The sequence below is a fragment of the Sphaerisporangium sp. TRM90804 genome (assembly GCF_029846175.1).
In the GTDB taxonomy this organism is placed as follows: Bacteria; Actinomycetota; Actinomycetes; order Streptosporangiales; family Streptosporangiaceae; genus Sphaerisporangium.
This window is the reverse complement of record NZ_JARWAC010000014.1, coordinates 32798-47094: the sequence shown is the minus strand read 5'-3', so window position 1 is coordinate 47094 and position 14297 is coordinate 32798. Positions and strand designations below refer to the sequence as shown.

General features: G+C 71.0%; 16 protein-coding genes and 1 tRNA gene. 11 read left to right on the top strand and 6 right to left on the bottom strand.

Annotated features, from left to right (window positions below; all coding sequences use genetic code 11):
• Positions 1-12: 12 nt before the first annotated feature.
• From PYR91_RS17880 to PYR91_RS17860, 5 genes are all read left to right on the top strand, one after another.
• Positions 13-747, top strand: a complete 735-nt coding sequence (locus PYR91_RS17880) for an alpha/beta fold hydrolase (RefSeq protein ID WP_279781001.1) — start codon at positions 13-15, stop codon at positions 745-747.
• 81 nt (positions 748-828) lie between these two features.
• The gene (locus PYR91_RS17875; RefSeq protein WP_279781000.1) at positions 829-1104 is read left to right on the top strand and encodes a phosphopantetheine-binding protein; all 276 of its coding nucleotides are present in this window, start codon (positions 829-831) and stop codon (positions 1102-1104) included.
• Between the two features lie 34 nt (positions 1105-1138).
• Positions 1139-2479: an NAD(P)/FAD-dependent oxidoreductase gene (locus PYR91_RS17870; RefSeq protein ID WP_279780999.1), complete on the top strand. Its 1341-nt coding sequence runs from the start codon at positions 1139-1141 to the stop codon at positions 2477-2479.
• Between the two features lie 65 nt (positions 2480-2544).
• On the top strand, positions 2545-2733 hold the full coding sequence (locus PYR91_RS17865; protein WP_279780998.1) for a hypothetical protein: 189 nt from the start codon (positions 2545-2547) through the stop codon (positions 2731-2733).
• Between the two features lie 93 nt (positions 2734-2826).
• Entirely contained in the window at positions 2827-4455 is a 1629-nt protein-coding gene (locus PYR91_RS17860) for an ATP-binding cassette domain-containing protein (protein ID WP_279780997.1), read from the top strand.
• Positions 4456-4544: 89 nt separating this feature from the next.
• Here the strand turns inward: PYR91_RS17860 and PYR91_RS17855 are convergent, their stop codons facing one another.
• Positions 4545-5342 (bottom strand): SDR family NAD(P)-dependent oxidoreductase, encoded by a 798-nt coding sequence (locus PYR91_RS17855; RefSeq protein WP_279780996.1) that lies wholly within the window; start codon positions 5340-5342, stop codon positions 4545-4547.
• 211 nt (positions 5343-5553) lie between these two features.
• On the opposite strand from PYR91_RS17855, the gene PYR91_RS17850 reads away from it, so the two are divergent.
• Genes PYR91_RS17850 through PYR91_RS17840 form a run of 3 tightly spaced genes read left to right on the top strand, consistent with a single transcriptional unit; the run spans position 5554 to position 7222 of the window.
• Positions 5554-6153, top strand: coding sequence for a molybdopterin-dependent oxidoreductase (locus PYR91_RS17850; RefSeq protein WP_279780995.1), 600 nt, complete (start codon positions 5554-5556; stop codon positions 6151-6153).
• Entirely contained in the window at positions 6123-6896 is a 774-nt protein-coding gene (locus PYR91_RS17845) for a ferredoxin reductase (RefSeq protein ID WP_279780994.1), read from the top strand. Before PYR91_RS17850 ends, PYR91_RS17845 begins: the two co-directional genes overlap by 31 nt.
• Positions 6893-7222 (top strand): DUF6510 family protein, encoded by a 330-nt coding sequence (locus PYR91_RS17840; protein WP_279780993.1) that lies wholly within the window; start codon positions 6893-6895, stop codon positions 7220-7222. The genes PYR91_RS17845 and PYR91_RS17840 overlap by 4 nt, the downstream gene beginning before the upstream one ends.
• A gap of 256 nt (positions 7223-7478) precedes the next feature.
• Here PYR91_RS17840 and PYR91_RS17835 read toward each other — a convergent pair whose 3' ends face one another.
• A complete protein-coding gene (locus PYR91_RS17835; RefSeq protein WP_279780992.1) occupies positions 7479-7826 on the bottom strand; it encodes a MerR family transcriptional regulator in 348 nt (115 codons plus the stop codon).
• Positions 7827-8581: 755 nt separating this feature from the next.
• On the opposite strand from PYR91_RS17835, the gene PYR91_RS17830 reads away from it, so the two are divergent.
• Complete coding sequence (locus tag PYR91_RS17830; RefSeq protein WP_279780991.1) at positions 8582-8788, top strand: cold-shock protein; 207 nt, start codon at positions 8582-8584, stop codon at positions 8786-8788.
• Between the two features lie 520 nt (positions 8789-9308).
• Here PYR91_RS17830 and PYR91_RS17825 read toward each other — a convergent pair.
• Positions 9309-9380: transfer RNA gene (locus PYR91_RS17825), tRNA-Val, on the bottom strand.
• A gap of 447 nt (positions 9381-9827) precedes the next feature.
• On the opposite strand from PYR91_RS17825, the gene PYR91_RS17820 reads away from it, so the two are divergent.
• Positions 9828-10241 carry an SsgA family sporulation/cell division regulator gene (locus tag PYR91_RS17820; protein ID WP_214411684.1) on the top strand — a complete coding sequence of 138 codons (414 nt, stop codon included), beginning with the start codon at positions 9828-9830 and terminating at the stop codon, positions 10239-10241.
• A gap of 45 nt (positions 10242-10286) precedes the next feature.
• On the opposite strand, the gene PYR91_RS17815 is transcribed toward PYR91_RS17820, so the two are convergent.
• A complete protein-coding gene (locus PYR91_RS17815; RefSeq protein ID WP_279780990.1) occupies positions 10287-10943 on the bottom strand; it encodes a DUF305 domain-containing protein in 657 nt (218 codons plus the stop codon).
• A gap of 66 nt (positions 10944-11009) precedes the next feature.
• Here PYR91_RS17815 and PYR91_RS17810 point away from each other — a divergent pair, with 66 nt between their 5' ends.
• The gene (locus tag PYR91_RS17810; protein WP_279780989.1) at positions 11010-12401 is read left to right on the top strand and encodes a hypothetical protein; all 1392 of its coding nucleotides are present in this window, start codon (positions 11010-11012) and stop codon (positions 12399-12401) included.
• Here the strand turns inward: PYR91_RS17810 and PYR91_RS17805 are convergent, their stop codons facing one another.
• Together PYR91_RS17805 and PYR91_RS17800 are read right to left on the bottom strand one after the other, a co-directional pair.
• Positions 12402-13232 (bottom strand): aminotransferase class IV, encoded by an 831-nt coding sequence (locus tag PYR91_RS17805; protein WP_279780988.1) that lies wholly within the window; start codon positions 13230-13232, stop codon positions 12402-12404.
• A 48-nt stretch (positions 13233-13280) separates the two neighbouring features.
• A complete protein-coding gene (locus PYR91_RS17800) occupies positions 13281-14267 on the bottom strand; it encodes an anthranilate synthase component I family protein (protein WP_279780987.1) in 987 nt (328 codons plus the stop codon).
• Positions 14268-14297 lie beyond the last annotated feature (30 nt).

The following is a 14297-nucleotide window of genomic DNA, read 5'->3' as shown; positions in this document are numbered from 1 at the left end:
AACCGGTTCCCGGTGCACCCACGCGCTCGTTCCGACTCGCCCCCGCACCCCACGCGGCTGACGCTGTACTGCCTGCCGAACGCCGGCGGCGGCACGGCCCACTACAACCGCTGGCGCCCCGCCCTGCCCGGCGTCGAGATCGTCCCGCTGGAGCTGCCCGGCCACGGCGGCCGGCTGGCCGAGCCGCCGGCACGCGACCTCGACGCGCTCGTCGACCAGCTCGCCGGCGTGGTCGACTCCCGGCCCCCCGGGCCGTTCGCCCTGCTCGGGCATAGTTTCGGGGCGCTGGTGGCCTACGAGCTGGCGCTGCGGCCACGGGCGGACGCCCCCGCGGCGCTCATCGTCTGCGGCCGCGACGCCCCGGGCGGGCCCGCCCGCACTCCCGTCCACACCCTGCCGGACGAGGAGTTCATCGCCCGCCTGCGGCGCCTCGGCGGCATCCCGGACGAGGTGGCCCGGCACCCCGAGCTGCTCCGGCTGTACCTGCCCGCGCTGCGCGCCGACCTGGAGATGGCCGCGGCCCATCGCGGCCCCGCGGGCCGGATGCTGGGGATCCCGGTCACGGCGTTCGGCACCCGCGACGACACGCTCACCACCCCGAACGGCCTGGCCGCGTGGGCGCGCGCGACGACGGGGCCGTTCTCGCTGACCCTGCTGCCCGGGACGCACTTCTTCCTGCACGAACCCGGCTTCCTCACCGGCCTGCGCGCCCGGCTGGACCGCCTCATGGGCGCGGGAGCGCATTAGCGACGCCCAAGCGCGCCTCCACCCGGCCCCCCGAGCATCGGCGACAGCGATGGATCACATCCCGACGATCTGGGAGGACCGGTGCCCGTCATCGACCGCGCGCGGATCAACGCCGCGATCACCGCTTACGTCAGCGTGCAGTTTCTTGACGAGAGCGAGCTGTCCGAACTCGAACAGGAGACCCCGCTGCTCGACTGGGGGGTCCTCAACAGCATGAACACCAGCATGTTGCTGGCTTACATCAGAAAGGAGTTCGGCGTGACGGTCCCGCCCGCGCACATCACGTGGCGGCATTTCCAGAGCCTCAAGTCCATCACCGAGTTGGTCCACGACCTGTCGGCCCAGCAGACGGCGTAGCCGGCCCGTGCGCCACACGAAAGGGAGAGAACCGTTGGACGCGGATTTCGACATCGGCATCATCGGCGGCGGCCCCGCGGGCGCGACGGCCGCCGCCTACCTCGCCAAGGCCGGCCTGTCCGTCGCCGTCTTCGAGCGCGAGGTCTTCCCCCGGGAGCACGTCGGGGAGTCGCTCGTCCCCGCCACCACCCCCGTCCTCATCGAGACGGGATGCATGGACAAGGTCGAGCAGGCGGGCTTCCCCAAGAAGTACGGCGCGGCCTGGACCTCCGCCGAGGAGCGCGAGATCGACCGGATGGGGTTCCGCAACCTCACCAACGGGTTCCGCTCCGCCGAGGTGCTGTTCTCGGAGCGGGACCAGACCGGAGTCGACCGCGACTACACCTTCCACGTCGACCGGGCGCTGTTCGACCAGATCCTGCTGAAGAACGCGGAGAGCCTGGGCGCGACCGTGTACCAGGGCGTCGCGGTCGGCGAGGTGGACTTCTCGGGCGACCTGCCGGTCATGCGGGTCAGGCTCGGCGGCCGGTCCGTGCCGATCACGGTGCGCATGGTGGTGGACGCCAGCGGCCGGCGCACCCATCTCGGCAACCAGCTCAAGACCAAGGTCACCGACCCGGTCTTCAACCAGTACGCGGTGCACACGTGGTTCGACCGGCTCGACCGGAGCGCGCTCGCGGTGAACAAGGAGCAGGCCGACTACATCTTCATCCACTTCCTGCCCGTGGCCGACACCTGGGTCTGGCAGATCCCGATCACCGACACGATCACCTCGGTCGGCGTGGTCAGCCAGCGCAGCCGCTTCCGGTCCTTCGACGGGGACCGGGAGAAGTTCTTCTGGAACACCGTCGCCAGCCGTCCCGAGCTGCTCGACGTGCTGAAGAACGCCGAGCAGGTCAGGCCGCTGAAGGCCGAGGGCGACTACAGCTACGGGATGACCCAGATCGTCGGCGACAACCACCTGCTCATCGGGGACGCGGCGAGGTTCGTCGACCCGATCTTCTCCAGCGGGGTCAGCGTGGCGCTCAACAGCGCCCGCATCGCCTGCCAGGACATCATCGCCGCCGCGCGGGCCGGTGACTTCGGCAGGCACCGGTTCACCCGGTACGAGTCCAAGCTGCGCCGCGCGGTGCGCAACTGGTACGAGTTCATCTCGATGTACTACCGGCTGAACATCCTGTTCACGGCGTTCGTCCAGGACGACCGCTACCGGCTGGACGTGCTCAAGATGCTGCAGGGCGACGTGTACGACGACGAACCCAAGGTGCTGGCCACCATGCGGGAGATCGTCCGAGCGGTGGAGGAGGACCCGCAGCACCTCTGGCACCCCTACCTCGGCACCCTGCGGGCCCCGGCGGCCGCGCCGGGGTTCTAGCCCCCCGGCGGGACGCCGCGGCCATCCCTGACGCCGCCGCGCGACGGCCGTCACGTGCGGATCACGTGACGGCAGTGATCGCCCCCGACGCCGGCGGCTCCGCCCGCCGGCCGAAGGGGTTCGTCAGGCTGTGCCACGCGATCGGCGTCCCGCCGCCGGTGGCCGTGGACGTCCCGGGCTTCCCGCCGGGCGTCCGCTCCGGCCACCGGACGATCAACCGGTGCGCGGGTCCGTCCGGCCGATCGCGCGTCTAGTATGGTGATCGAGTGCCGGATCGTTGGTCCAGTCGATAGAACGATGGTCTGGCACTCGCTCCTGGTCCCCGTCAGCGCAGAGGAAAGGCACCGGTGGCAGGGCACATCGAGGTGGACGGGCTGACGTACGTGCTGCCCGACGGGCGGCTGCTGCTGCACGACGTGTCGTTCCGCGTCGGAGACGGGGTGAAGGCCGGCCTGGTCGGGCCGAACGGCGCGGGCAAGACGACCCTGCTGCGGCTGATCGCCGGGGACCTGACGCCGGACGACGGGCGCGTGGTCCACTCCGGCGGGCTGGGGGTGATGCGGCAGTTCATCGGCAGCGTCCGCGACGCGCGCACCCTGCACGATCTGCTGCTGTCGGTGGCGCCCGACCGCGTCCGGGCGACCGCCGACGGCCTGGCGCTGGCCGAGGCGGCCATCGCGGCGCACGACGACGAGAAGACCCAGCTCGCCTACGCGCAGGCGATCACCGACTACTCCGACGCCGGCGGCTACGACATGGAGGTCGTCTGGGACACCTGCACCACCGCGGCGCTGGGCCTGCCCTACGACGCCGTCCGCGACCGTCCCGTGAACACCCTGTCGGGCGGCGAGCAGAAACGACTCGTCCTTGAGGCCCTGCTGCGGGGCCCCGACCAGGTGCTGCTGCTGGACGAGCCCGACAACTACCTGGACGTTCCGGGCAAGGAGTGGCTGGAGGACCGGCTGCGCGCCACCTCCAAGACCGTCCTGCTGGTCTCCCACGACCGGCAGCTCCTGGCCGACGCCGCCGACCGCATCGTGACGGTGGAGTCGCGCGGCGTCTGGGTGCACGGCGGGGGCTTCGCCACCTACGCCCAAGGCCGTGAGGACCGCATCGCCCGCCTGGAGGACCGGCGCCGCCGCTGGAACGAGGAGCACGCCAGGCTCAGGAACCTGGTCAACACCCTGCGGCAGACCGCCGCCAACAACGACGCCGTCTCCTCCTCCTACCGCGCCGCGCGCACCCGCCTGGCCCGTTTCGAGGAGGCCGGCCAGCCCGAGCGCCCGCCCAGGAAGCAGAACGTGCGGATGCGGATGCGCGGCGGCCGCACCGGCAAGCGCGCGGTGGTCTGCGAGGCACTGGAGCTCACCGGCCTGATGCGGCCGTTCGACGCCGAGATCTGGTACGGCGAGCGCATCGGGGTGCTGGGCTCCAACGGCTCGGGCAAGTCGCACTTCCTGCAGTTGCTGGAGCAGGCCGCCGACGGCGCGACGCCCGCCGTCAGGCACAGCGGCTCGGTGCGGCTGGGGGCGCGGGTGGTGCCCGGCCGCTTCGTCCAGACCCACGCCCGGCCCGAGCTGCACGGCGCCACACCGGCCGACCTGGTCATGACGGGCCACGCGCTGACGCTGAACGAGGCGATGGCCGCCCTGGCGCGCTACGAGCTGGCCCCCGCGGCGTCCCAGCGGTTCGAGACGCTGTCCGGCGGCCAGCAGGCCCGGCTGCAGATCCTGCTGCTGGAACTGTCGGGCGCGACCCTGCTGCTGCTCGACGAGCCGACCGACAACCTCGACCTGGCGAGCGCGGAGGCCCTGCAGGACGGCCTGGCCGCCTACTCGGGCACCGTCCTGACCGTCACCCACGACCGCTGGTTCGCCGCCGACTTCGACCGCTACCTGATCTTCGGCGCCGACGGCACCGTCTACGAGAGCGACACTCCCGTCTGGCACGAGGGCCGTGTCGAACGCGCTCGCTGACCCACGCCGAGGCCACTCCCCCACCCTTCCGTAGCCGGGTCACCACGCCTGCGGAGGAGCCGGGCCGCCGCCCCGGGGCGAGATCCCGCTCACCGCCCCGGGGCGGCCCTGCCTCCGGCGGCCGTCCACAGGTCGGCCATGAAGCCGAGGTAGGACTCCGGGTCGCGGGCCCGCGCGAGCGCGGCGTCGGTGGTCTCCGGGTGGGTGAGGATCAGGAAGCGCTCCTCCCGCAACCCCCGCACGACGATCTCGGCGACGTCGGCCGGCGCGACCGGGACGCTCGCCATGCGCACGGCCCGGTCGACGGCAGGATCCTCGACCCGGTCCAGCAGCGGCGTGTCCACCAGCCCCGGGCACAGGCAGGAGAACCGGACGCCCGTCCCGCGGTAGAGCACGGCCAGCGACTCGGCCAGCGCCAGCGCGGCGTGTTTGGTGACGGTGTACGGCACCGCGCCGGGCGTCATGAGCAGCGCGGCCGCAGAGGCCGTGTTGAGCAGGTAGCCGTCGCCGCGCTCCACCATGGCCGGGACCAGCGCGCGCGCCGCCCAGATGTGCGCCATGACGTGCACGTTCCACAGCCGCTGCCACGCCTCGTCGGGCACCGCCACCCCGCCGGTGGGCTGCGCGCTCCCCGCGTTGGAGCAGAAGAGGTCGATGGGCCCGTACGCCTCCTCGGCCTCGGCGATCACCCGGAGGATCTCCCCTTCCCGGCCGACGTCCGCGGTGATCGCGAGCCCGCCCGCCTCGGCCGCCGCCTCCCGCGCCGCCTCCCCGTCCCGGTCCACGACCACGACGCTCGCCGCCTGCCGGGCGAACCGCACCGCCAGCGCCCGCCCGATCCCGCCGCCGCCCCCGGTCACCACCACATGCTTGCCTTCGAGCTCCATCCCCCCACCCTCCCCGACGCCCCCCCACCTCCCCCACCCGCCCCGCACCCTGCGGCCAAGCAGCGACCCGGAACCGGGCCCGCCGCAGGACCTCCGCTCGGGTATCCCGTGGCGCCCCTGGGACGGTTGCGCCGTTATGGAATAGTTTGTCGCGTAGTTAGGCGTCGGCCGATAACCCCGGCGCCCTGCTCTTCACAGGGAGGTGCGCGCTGTGGGCATCGTGTCGCGAGGATTCTCCGGGCGTCGCCGCACGACCGATCCCGATCTGCCGCCGGGTCAGTACCTCACCGAGGACTTCCCCGTCCTGTCCGCCGGCCCCACCCCGCACGTGACCACCGACCGGTGGGAGTTCACCATCACCACCGAGGCCGGCGAGCGGTACCGCTGGGACTGGGCGGGACTGCACGAGCTGCCGGTCCAGCGGTTCACCACCGACCTGCACTGCGTGACCAAGTGGTCCAAGCTCGGGACGGCCTGGGAGGGCGTCTCGCTCGACGATCTCTTCGCCGACGTGGAGACCGCCGCCGAGTACGCGCTGGTGCACTCCTACGGCGGCTACACCACCAACCTGCCGCTCGGCGACCTGCTGGACGGGCAGGCGTGGATCGCCCTCCGCTACGACGGCGACGATCTCACCCCTCCGCACGGCGGCCCGGCCAGACTGCTCGTCCCGCATCTCTACCTGTGGAAGAGCGCCAAGTGGGTGCGCGGCATCCAGCTCCTGCACGACGACGAGCCGGGATTCTGGGAGACCGCCGGCTACCACGACTACGGAGACCCATGGCGCGAGCAGCGGTACTGGGGCGACTGACCTGGCGGGCCGGCACCGTGGCCGCCGTGCGCGAGGAGAGCCCCTCCGCGCGGACCATCGTGCTCGACGTGCCCGGCTGGCCCGGCCACCTGCCCGGCCAGCACGTCGACCTGCGCCTGACCGCCCCCGACGGCTACTCCACCCAGCGCTCGTACTCGATCGCCTCGGCGGCCGACGGCGACCGGCTGGAGCTGACCGTCGAGGGGCTCGCCGACGGCGAGGTGTCGCCGTACCTCGCCCAGGTCGTCGCACCGGGCGACCAGCTTGAGCTGCGCGGGCCCATCGGCGGCTGGTTCGTGTGGCGCCCCGGCACCCCCGACCCGGTGCTGCTGATCGCCGGCGGCTCCGGCGTCGTCCCCCTGATGGCCATGATCCGCGCTCGCGCCGTCCACGCGGGCACCGCTCACGACGGCGTCGCGCCGTTCCGGCTGCTGTACTCCGTGCGCGGCCCGGGCGCCGTGTTCTACGGCCCCGAGCTGCACGACCTCGCCGCGACCGACCCCGGCCTGGAGATCACCTACGCGTACACGCGCGAGGCCCCCGAGGGGCACGACCGGCCGCCGGGGCGGGTCGACGCGGCCCTGGTCGACGCGGTCTCCTGGCCGCCGGAGCGGCGGCCGCTCTGCTTCGTCTGCGGCCCCACCGGCTTCGTGGAGGCCGCCGCCGACCTTCTGGTGCGCGCGGGCCACGACCCGGCCAGAATCCGCACCGAACGCTTCGGTCCCACAGGAGGCTCCCGATGACCTCGCGCCACGAAGACGGCCCGCCGCACGCGCTTCCCCCCGCGGAGCACACCGACGGCCACCTTGACGCCAACGCCGCGGGCGGCGCGCTGCGGGAGATCTTCACCGTCGACCTCACCGCCGCCGCGGGCACCTGCGTGGGCTGCGCGCACGCCTTCATCCTGGCTCAAGCCCTGCTCTACACCCAGGCCCCCGGCCTGGTAGGCCGCTGCCCCTCGTGCGAAGACGTCGTCTTCCGCCTGGTCCGCGCCCCCGACCGCGCCTGGCTCGACCTGCGCGGCGTGACCTGCCTGGAGTTCGCCCTCCCGGAGCCGCCAACCATCTGAGCACCACGGCCGCTCCACCACCTACGAGCAACCGGCCGCCGTCCGCTCAAACGGTTGCCTTCGGCGCAGCGTTCGTTCCCAAGTGCGGCCCTCGCCCACCTCAGCAGCCGCCAGTGTGCGAGCGATCAGTCCTGAGTCGCGGCGTCCGGCAGACGGCGGCATCGGACTGCGCGTGATCCACCACGAGCGCTCCGGGATGCCCGCGCCACGGCGCGGGCGGAATCACGGCTCGCGGAGCATTTCGTACGACTCGCGTTCAAGCCTGCCGCTTCAGCTCGGCGTTGATGCGGAGCGCCTCGGCGAGCTGGTCTTCCAGGATGACGATGCGGCAGGCCGCCTCCAGGGCGGTGCCCTGGTCGACCATCTCCCTGACCCTGGTGGCCAGCCGGAGCTGGTAGCGGGAGTAGCGGCGGTGCCCTCCCTCGGAGCGCTGCGGCTTGATCAGCTTGGCGATGTCCAGGCTGCGCAGGAAAGCGGGGGTGACGCCGATCATCTCCGCGGCGCGACCCATGCTGTAGGCGGGGTAGTCCTCGTCCTCGAACCTGTCGCGGAACTCGCCGCCGTCCGACACGTCCCCGCCGTCGACCGTTTTGTTTCGTCCCATGCAACCTCCCTGTGGTGATCGGGACAGGAATGCGAACAGGGGCCCCGGTGCCTGAAGCACCGGGGCCCGAAGAGGTTCAACACCATCCGCCAGCCGTGAAGGCCGACTAGTTTTCCGCATCTGCCGCCCTGCGCGGGCGGGGACGCGTGGATAGAAGCGTGACCTTAGACCACCTTCCCATCGCGGAGCTGCGGCACCCGTGCGGCGGATCTTCAGCCGGCGACGGGCGATGCTGATGGTTGCTGAGCCTCCCTTCTCTCCTCGTACCGTCTCCTGCGGCGGCCCGTGTGGCCGCCCCTCGGACCCACGGCCAGGACCCCTTGCACAACACTGGCCCCGGCACGTCCGGCCCTGCCATCCACATCGTCTCGGCAGCTCAACGCCGCCGTGGTTCGTGGACTCGTTCTCGATGACACCAAGAACTCTACTCCCAGCCGCCGCGAAAATCTACACCTGACACTGAAGACTTTGAGAGGCCGCCACCGCAGATCCGGCCACCGGCCCCGGGCCGCTCATCCACGGGATCGCCAACATCCGCAAAAGATCGCGCTGGTGCGAGCACAGCACCCCCGGCGGTGATACACTGATGCAAGTTGCAGTTGTGGTACCCATACGACTTAGTGTGCACCTGACGGATGTAACGTTCAGGTGCATTTTTGTTTGTTTGCCGGTCATCTCCGGATGGGCTTCATCGCGGCGACGCAGGATCCGTGAAGTGCGGGTCCTGGCTCTGCACCTATTCATAGGAGATAGACATGGCTACTGGCACCGTGAAGTGGTTCAACGCTGAAAAGGGCTTCGGCTTCATCGAGCAGGAGGGCGGCGGCGCCGACGTCTTCGCCCACTACTCCAACATCGCCTCCCAGGGCGGTTACCGCGAGCTGCACGAGGGCCAGAAGGTTTCCTTCGACGTCACCCAGGGCCAGAAGGGCCCGCAGGCGGAGAACATCGTAGCCGTCTGATCACAGCTGAACAGACAGGGCCCGCACCCAACGGTGCGGGCCCTGTCCCGTTCCCGGGCCTCCCCAGCCCGCCCTCCCCCGACACGGGCAAGCCGGCGCGGCGAACCAAGCCGGCGCCCCGCCGCTGCCCACAAGCTCTCTGTCGACCAGGGCGCCGTCGGCGACGCCCTCGGACGGAGACTCTCACCCAGCCCGCCATCGCCCCTATGAGGGTCGCAACTCATGCCGGGATGCCCCCGCATGACCGTGACGCCGTCGTCCTCATCGTCCCTGCGAGGGTTGCCACTCCTCTCTCGATCCACCGCAGCCACTCTTGCCGTGATCACGGGATCCGCTTTCGGCTGGTGGGCTACGAGGGGACGGTTGGGACGGAGAAGGCCTACCGTGGGTGGATCCTGCCTCTCCCGCCGGAGGGGGCCGGTGCCATGAGGCTGATCTCCCGGAGCAGGACGATGATGCCCGGGGGCTCGGAAGATCGAAAAGGCCGCTTCCTCGAATGGGAAGCGGCCTTGGAGCTGGGTGGGCGATACTGGGATCGAACCAGTGACTTCTTCGGTGTGAACGAAGCGCTCTCCCGCTGAGCTAATCGCCCCGGTGCTCTTGCCGGGGGCCCTCTGGGAGGACCTTCCGACGGGGAAACCATACCTCACTTCGGGGGGTGCTGGCGAAGCGGGGGAGGAAGCCGATCACGAAAGGTTCTCGGGAGTCCGGCGGCGTGGCGCCCTGTTGTCATAGCATCGTCATGCCCCATACTCATCCGAATCGCACCACTTATGATCTTTACCCCGAGACACCCGTAGATGCCCCGTAGGACGGCCGGATCGACACGCAAAACACTTGCAAACACGCGCCTCTACGCGATGTTTGACCAGGTAGAGGCATAAATGTCGCGCTGTGAGATGCGTTACAGAAGGGCTCAGGAGCGGAATCTCTCCTGCAGGTCTCTTCGTTCCGCAGACGACAGCTCCGGACGAAGTCCTTCAGAGCACCACCACCCAAGCCCCGCCAAGGGGACCCACCATGAAAGGTTTGGCTGACGATGAACGCCACCGTCTCTGCCGAGCTGGGCCTTCGACTCGTGGTCCCCGACCGTACGACCGTCCCCCTGCTGGCCGGGCTGAGTTACACGGCCGACGACCCATACGCCATCAGGATGGCCTTCCACGTGGGGAACGACGAACCGGTCGAGTGGATCTTCGCGCGCGAGCTGCTGACCGTCGGCATCGTCCGGCGCGTGGGGGACGGCGACGTCCAGGTGTGGCCGGCGCGGGCCGACGGTGAGCGGACGCTGAACATCAGCCTCACCTCGCCCTTCGGGCAGGCCCTCTTCGAGGTGCCGCTGCCGCCGCTGACCGAGTTCCTGCACCGCACCTACGAGCTGGTCGCCGCGGGGCGCGAGACCGACTTCATGGACCTGGACGAGGAACTGTCGAACATGCTGTGGAGCTCCTGACCGGCTGAGGGGTTTTCCCACGCCGGAGGCCGGGGTCGGTGGGTGTCACCCGGCGAGCCCGCGCATTCTGTCGATCTCTATGCGCTGCCCGGACGCCATGTCGCCGGCGAGCTTGCGCAGCATCTGGTCGGCGCCCTGCCGCAGCTCCTCCCCCGCCATCGCCACGGCCCCCTCGTGATGTCTGATCATCAGCCGCAGCAGCAGCGCGTCGAAGGCGGCGCCCCGCGAGGCCCGCAGCCGGTTCATCTCCTCAAGGCTCGCCATCCCGTACGTCTCCCCGCCCGGCGCGTCCGGGTGCGCGTGGGCGGCGGGGACCTCCCGGCCGGCCGCGCGCAGCCAGCGTGACAGCACCTCGACCTCCGGCCGCTGCCCGGCCGCGATGCGCTCGCACAGGCGCAGGACGGCGCCGTCCGTGGTCCGTGACGGGGCCAGGCCCGCCATCTCCATGGCCTGGCGGTGGTGCGGGATCATCCGCTCGGCGAACAGCACGTCGGCCGCGGACGCGCTCTCCTTCGGCCGCCCCACGACCTCGCCCGGCGACGCCGTGCGTCCGCCGTCGCCGGGGGCGCCGGGCACGACCACCGGCGCGTCCGTACCGGCCACCGGGGCCGGGACGCGCTCCGGGGCGGCCGCGGTGCAGGCGGGCGCCGATGCCAGCAGAACCGTTATCAAAACCGTGCCCGCGCCCCGCCGAATCGACATAGTTTCCATACTGGGGCAGGTTCCACATTCGGACGTACTTCTGGGGGCATTGTGGTCATGTGGCGGATGGGCGCGGCCGTTGCCGGGGCCGCCCTGCTACTCGGGGGTTGCGCCGCCGACCCGGCGCCGTCAGGTCCGGCCGCCTCGGCCCCCGCCTCCGCGGGCGCCTCCTCCGCGCCGGCGTCCGCCGACGGCGTCCAGCACAGCCCGAACGCCAGGCTGGTCGCCAACGTCCCGCTGTCGGCGCCGTTCAACGACGACGAGGCCTGGGGCACCGACCTGGCCTTCCAGGGGAACTACGCCTACGTCGGCAACTACGAGGGCTTCACCGTCCACGACATCAGCGACCCCACCAAGCCCAAGGTGGTGACCAGGGTCGTGTGCCCGGGCGGCCAGAACGACATCTCGGTCACCGGCAACCTGCTGTTCCTGTCGGTGGACGACGCCATGGACGACGACACCTGCGAGAGCAGCCATGGCGACATGCTGGACGGCTGGGAGGGCATCCGGATCTTCGACATCTCGGACAAGACCCGGCCCCGCTACGTCAAGTCGCTGGCCACCAGGTGCGGTTCGCACACCCACACGCTCGTCCCGGGCGAGGACGCCTCCAAGGTCTACCTGTACGTGTCGTCGTTCGGGCCCGACGCCCAGTCGACGCACTGCCAGCCGCCGCACGACTCCATCGCCATCGTCGAGGTGCCGACCGCCAACCCCGGGCAGGCCAAGGTCGTCGCCCAGCCGCAGCTCTTCGACGACGGCGTCGACGAGGCCAAGACCGGCGCGACCAGCGGGTGCCACGACATCACGGTGTACCCGGAGAAGGACCTGGCCGCCGGGGCCTGCCTGGGCAACGGGATCCTGATGGACATCTCCAAGCCGGCCGAGCCCAAGGTGCTCGAGCAGGTCACCGACGAGAACTTCGCGATCTGGCACTCGGCGACGTTCAGCAACGACGGCACCCGGGTGATCTTCTCCGACGAGCTGGGCGGCGGGATCAGCCCCACCTGCGACGCCGAGACCGGGCCCACCCGCGGCGCCGACGCGATGTACGCCATCACCGAGGACCGCAAGCTGGAGCGCAAGGGCTTCTTCAAGATCCCGCGGCACCAGACCTCGTCGGAGAACTGCGTGGCCCACAACGGCTCGCTGCTCCCGGTGCCGGGCAAGACCATCATGGTGCAGGCGTGGTACCAGGGCGGCGTCTCGGTGGTCGACTACACCGACCCCGACAGCCCCAAGGAGATCGCCTACGTCGACCGCGGCCCGCTGACCGGCCCGGACAACCCGCGGCTGGGCGGCTCGTGGTCGGCGTACTACTACAACGGCTACATCTACTCCAGCGACATCACCAAGGGCCTGGACGTCATCGCGATCGACGACCCCCTCACCGACCCCGCGAAGCGGGTGACGGTGAAGGAGCTCAACGCCCAGACCCAGGTGTCCTACCCCGAGTGATCACGGGTCGAGGTCGGCCGCGCTCCGCTCGGCGAAGACGCGCATCGCCTTGGCGGTGACCGGGCCGGGCGCGACCGGCAGCACCGTGTCGTCGACGAGCCGGATCGGCTGGATGTCGCGGGTGGTGGAGGTGAGGAACGCCTCTTCGGCCTCGTACAGCGCCGAGATCGGCACGTCGGTCTCCTCGCCGCCGTGCCATTCGAGCACCAGCGCCCGCGTGACGCCGGCCAGGCAGCCGGAGGCGATCGTCGGGGTGATCAGGTGGCCGTCCTTGACGATGAAGATGTTGCTGCCGGTGCCCTCGCACAGGTTGCCTGCGAGGTTCTCGAAGATGGCCTCCTGGCCGCCGCGCTCCTTGGCGTAGGCGAGCGCCTTGGCGTTGTCGCCGTAGGAGGTGCTCTTGACGCCCGCCAGCGCGCCGCGCTCGTTGCGCGGCCACGGCACGACGGTGACCGAGGCGGTCTCGGGGAACGGCGCCTGCGCCCCCACGATGACGACGGCGGTGGTGCCCTGGTTGCCGCGGTCGGAGCCGAGCGGGCCGTTGCCGCTGGTGTAGGTGACGCGGATGCGGCCGAGCGGCCACGGCGGCGCGGCGGCCAGGCACGCGCGCACGCCCTCGGCGATCGCGCCGAGGTCGGGGGCGGGCAGGCCGAGGCGCTCGGCAGAGAGCGCGAGCCGGTCCATGTGGCGGGTGAGGGCGAACGATCCGCCGTCGACGCACTTGATCGTCTCGAAGACGCCATCGCCCACCATCAGCCCGTGGTCGAACACCGACACGCTGGCCTCGGCGGGATCGAGCAGTTCGCCGTTGACCCACACCGGAACGTTCATATTGAAAGATCTCCATTCTCGCGAGGTGAGCGGGGCGTGCCGCGGCCTTCAGGATCGGCCGGAGGCCAGCGCGACGAGCCGGGAGGCCTTCAACTCGGTCTCGCGCCACTCGCGCCGCGGGTCGGAACCCCAGGTGATGCCGGCTCCCGTGCCGAAGCGGATCAGGTCGCGCTCGATCCAGAAGGTGCGGATGCCCACGGCCAGCGCGGCCTGGCGCCCGCAGGCGTCGACCCAGCCCACAGCCCCACAGTACGGCCCCCGGGGCTCTGGTTCGAGTTCATTGATGATACGAACCGCTGACGACTTGGGCGCGCCGGTGATCGACCCGGCCGGGAAGGTCGCGGCGAACAGGTCGGCCCAGCCGCGTCCCCGCTCCAGCGTGGCGCGCACGGTGGACACCAGGTGCACCAGGCCCGGATGCCGCTCCACCGTGTACAGGGACGGCACCGTGACCGACCCCACCTCGGCGACCCTGCCGAGGTCGTTGCGCACCAGGTCGACGATCATGACGTTCTCGGCGTAGTCCTTGTCGAGCAGGTCGTCGGCGGTCACGCCCGTGCCCTTGATCGGCTTGGACTCCACGACGTCCCCGGCCCGCGACAGGTACAGCTCCGGGGAGGCCGACACGACGGTCAGGCCGGGCACGTGGACGACGGCCGCGTACGGCGCGGGGTTGCCGCGCGCGAGCCGGTGGGCCAGCACCAGCGGGTCGGCGTCGGCCGGGAGGGAGGCGGTGAGGATGCGGCACAGGTTGGCCTGGTAGACCTCGCCCCGCTCGATCTCCTCGCGGATCCGCTGGACGCCGTCCTCGTACGCCCGCCGGTCGAGGGAGCTGGTCCACTCCAGGCGGGCGGGCCAGGTTCCGGACGGGCGCGGCAGGGGCGCGCGCCGAACCTGGTCGAACCTGGCGCAGCTGACCTTGCCCTCGTAGGTGACGACGACCGCCCACCATCCCGGGCCGTCCAGGGCCCCGAGATCGGTGGTGACGTCACGCAGTCCGGTGGCCAGGTGGCCGTTGACGTGGGCGAAATACACCCTTCCATTCTCGCGTGCCCCGGCCCGCGC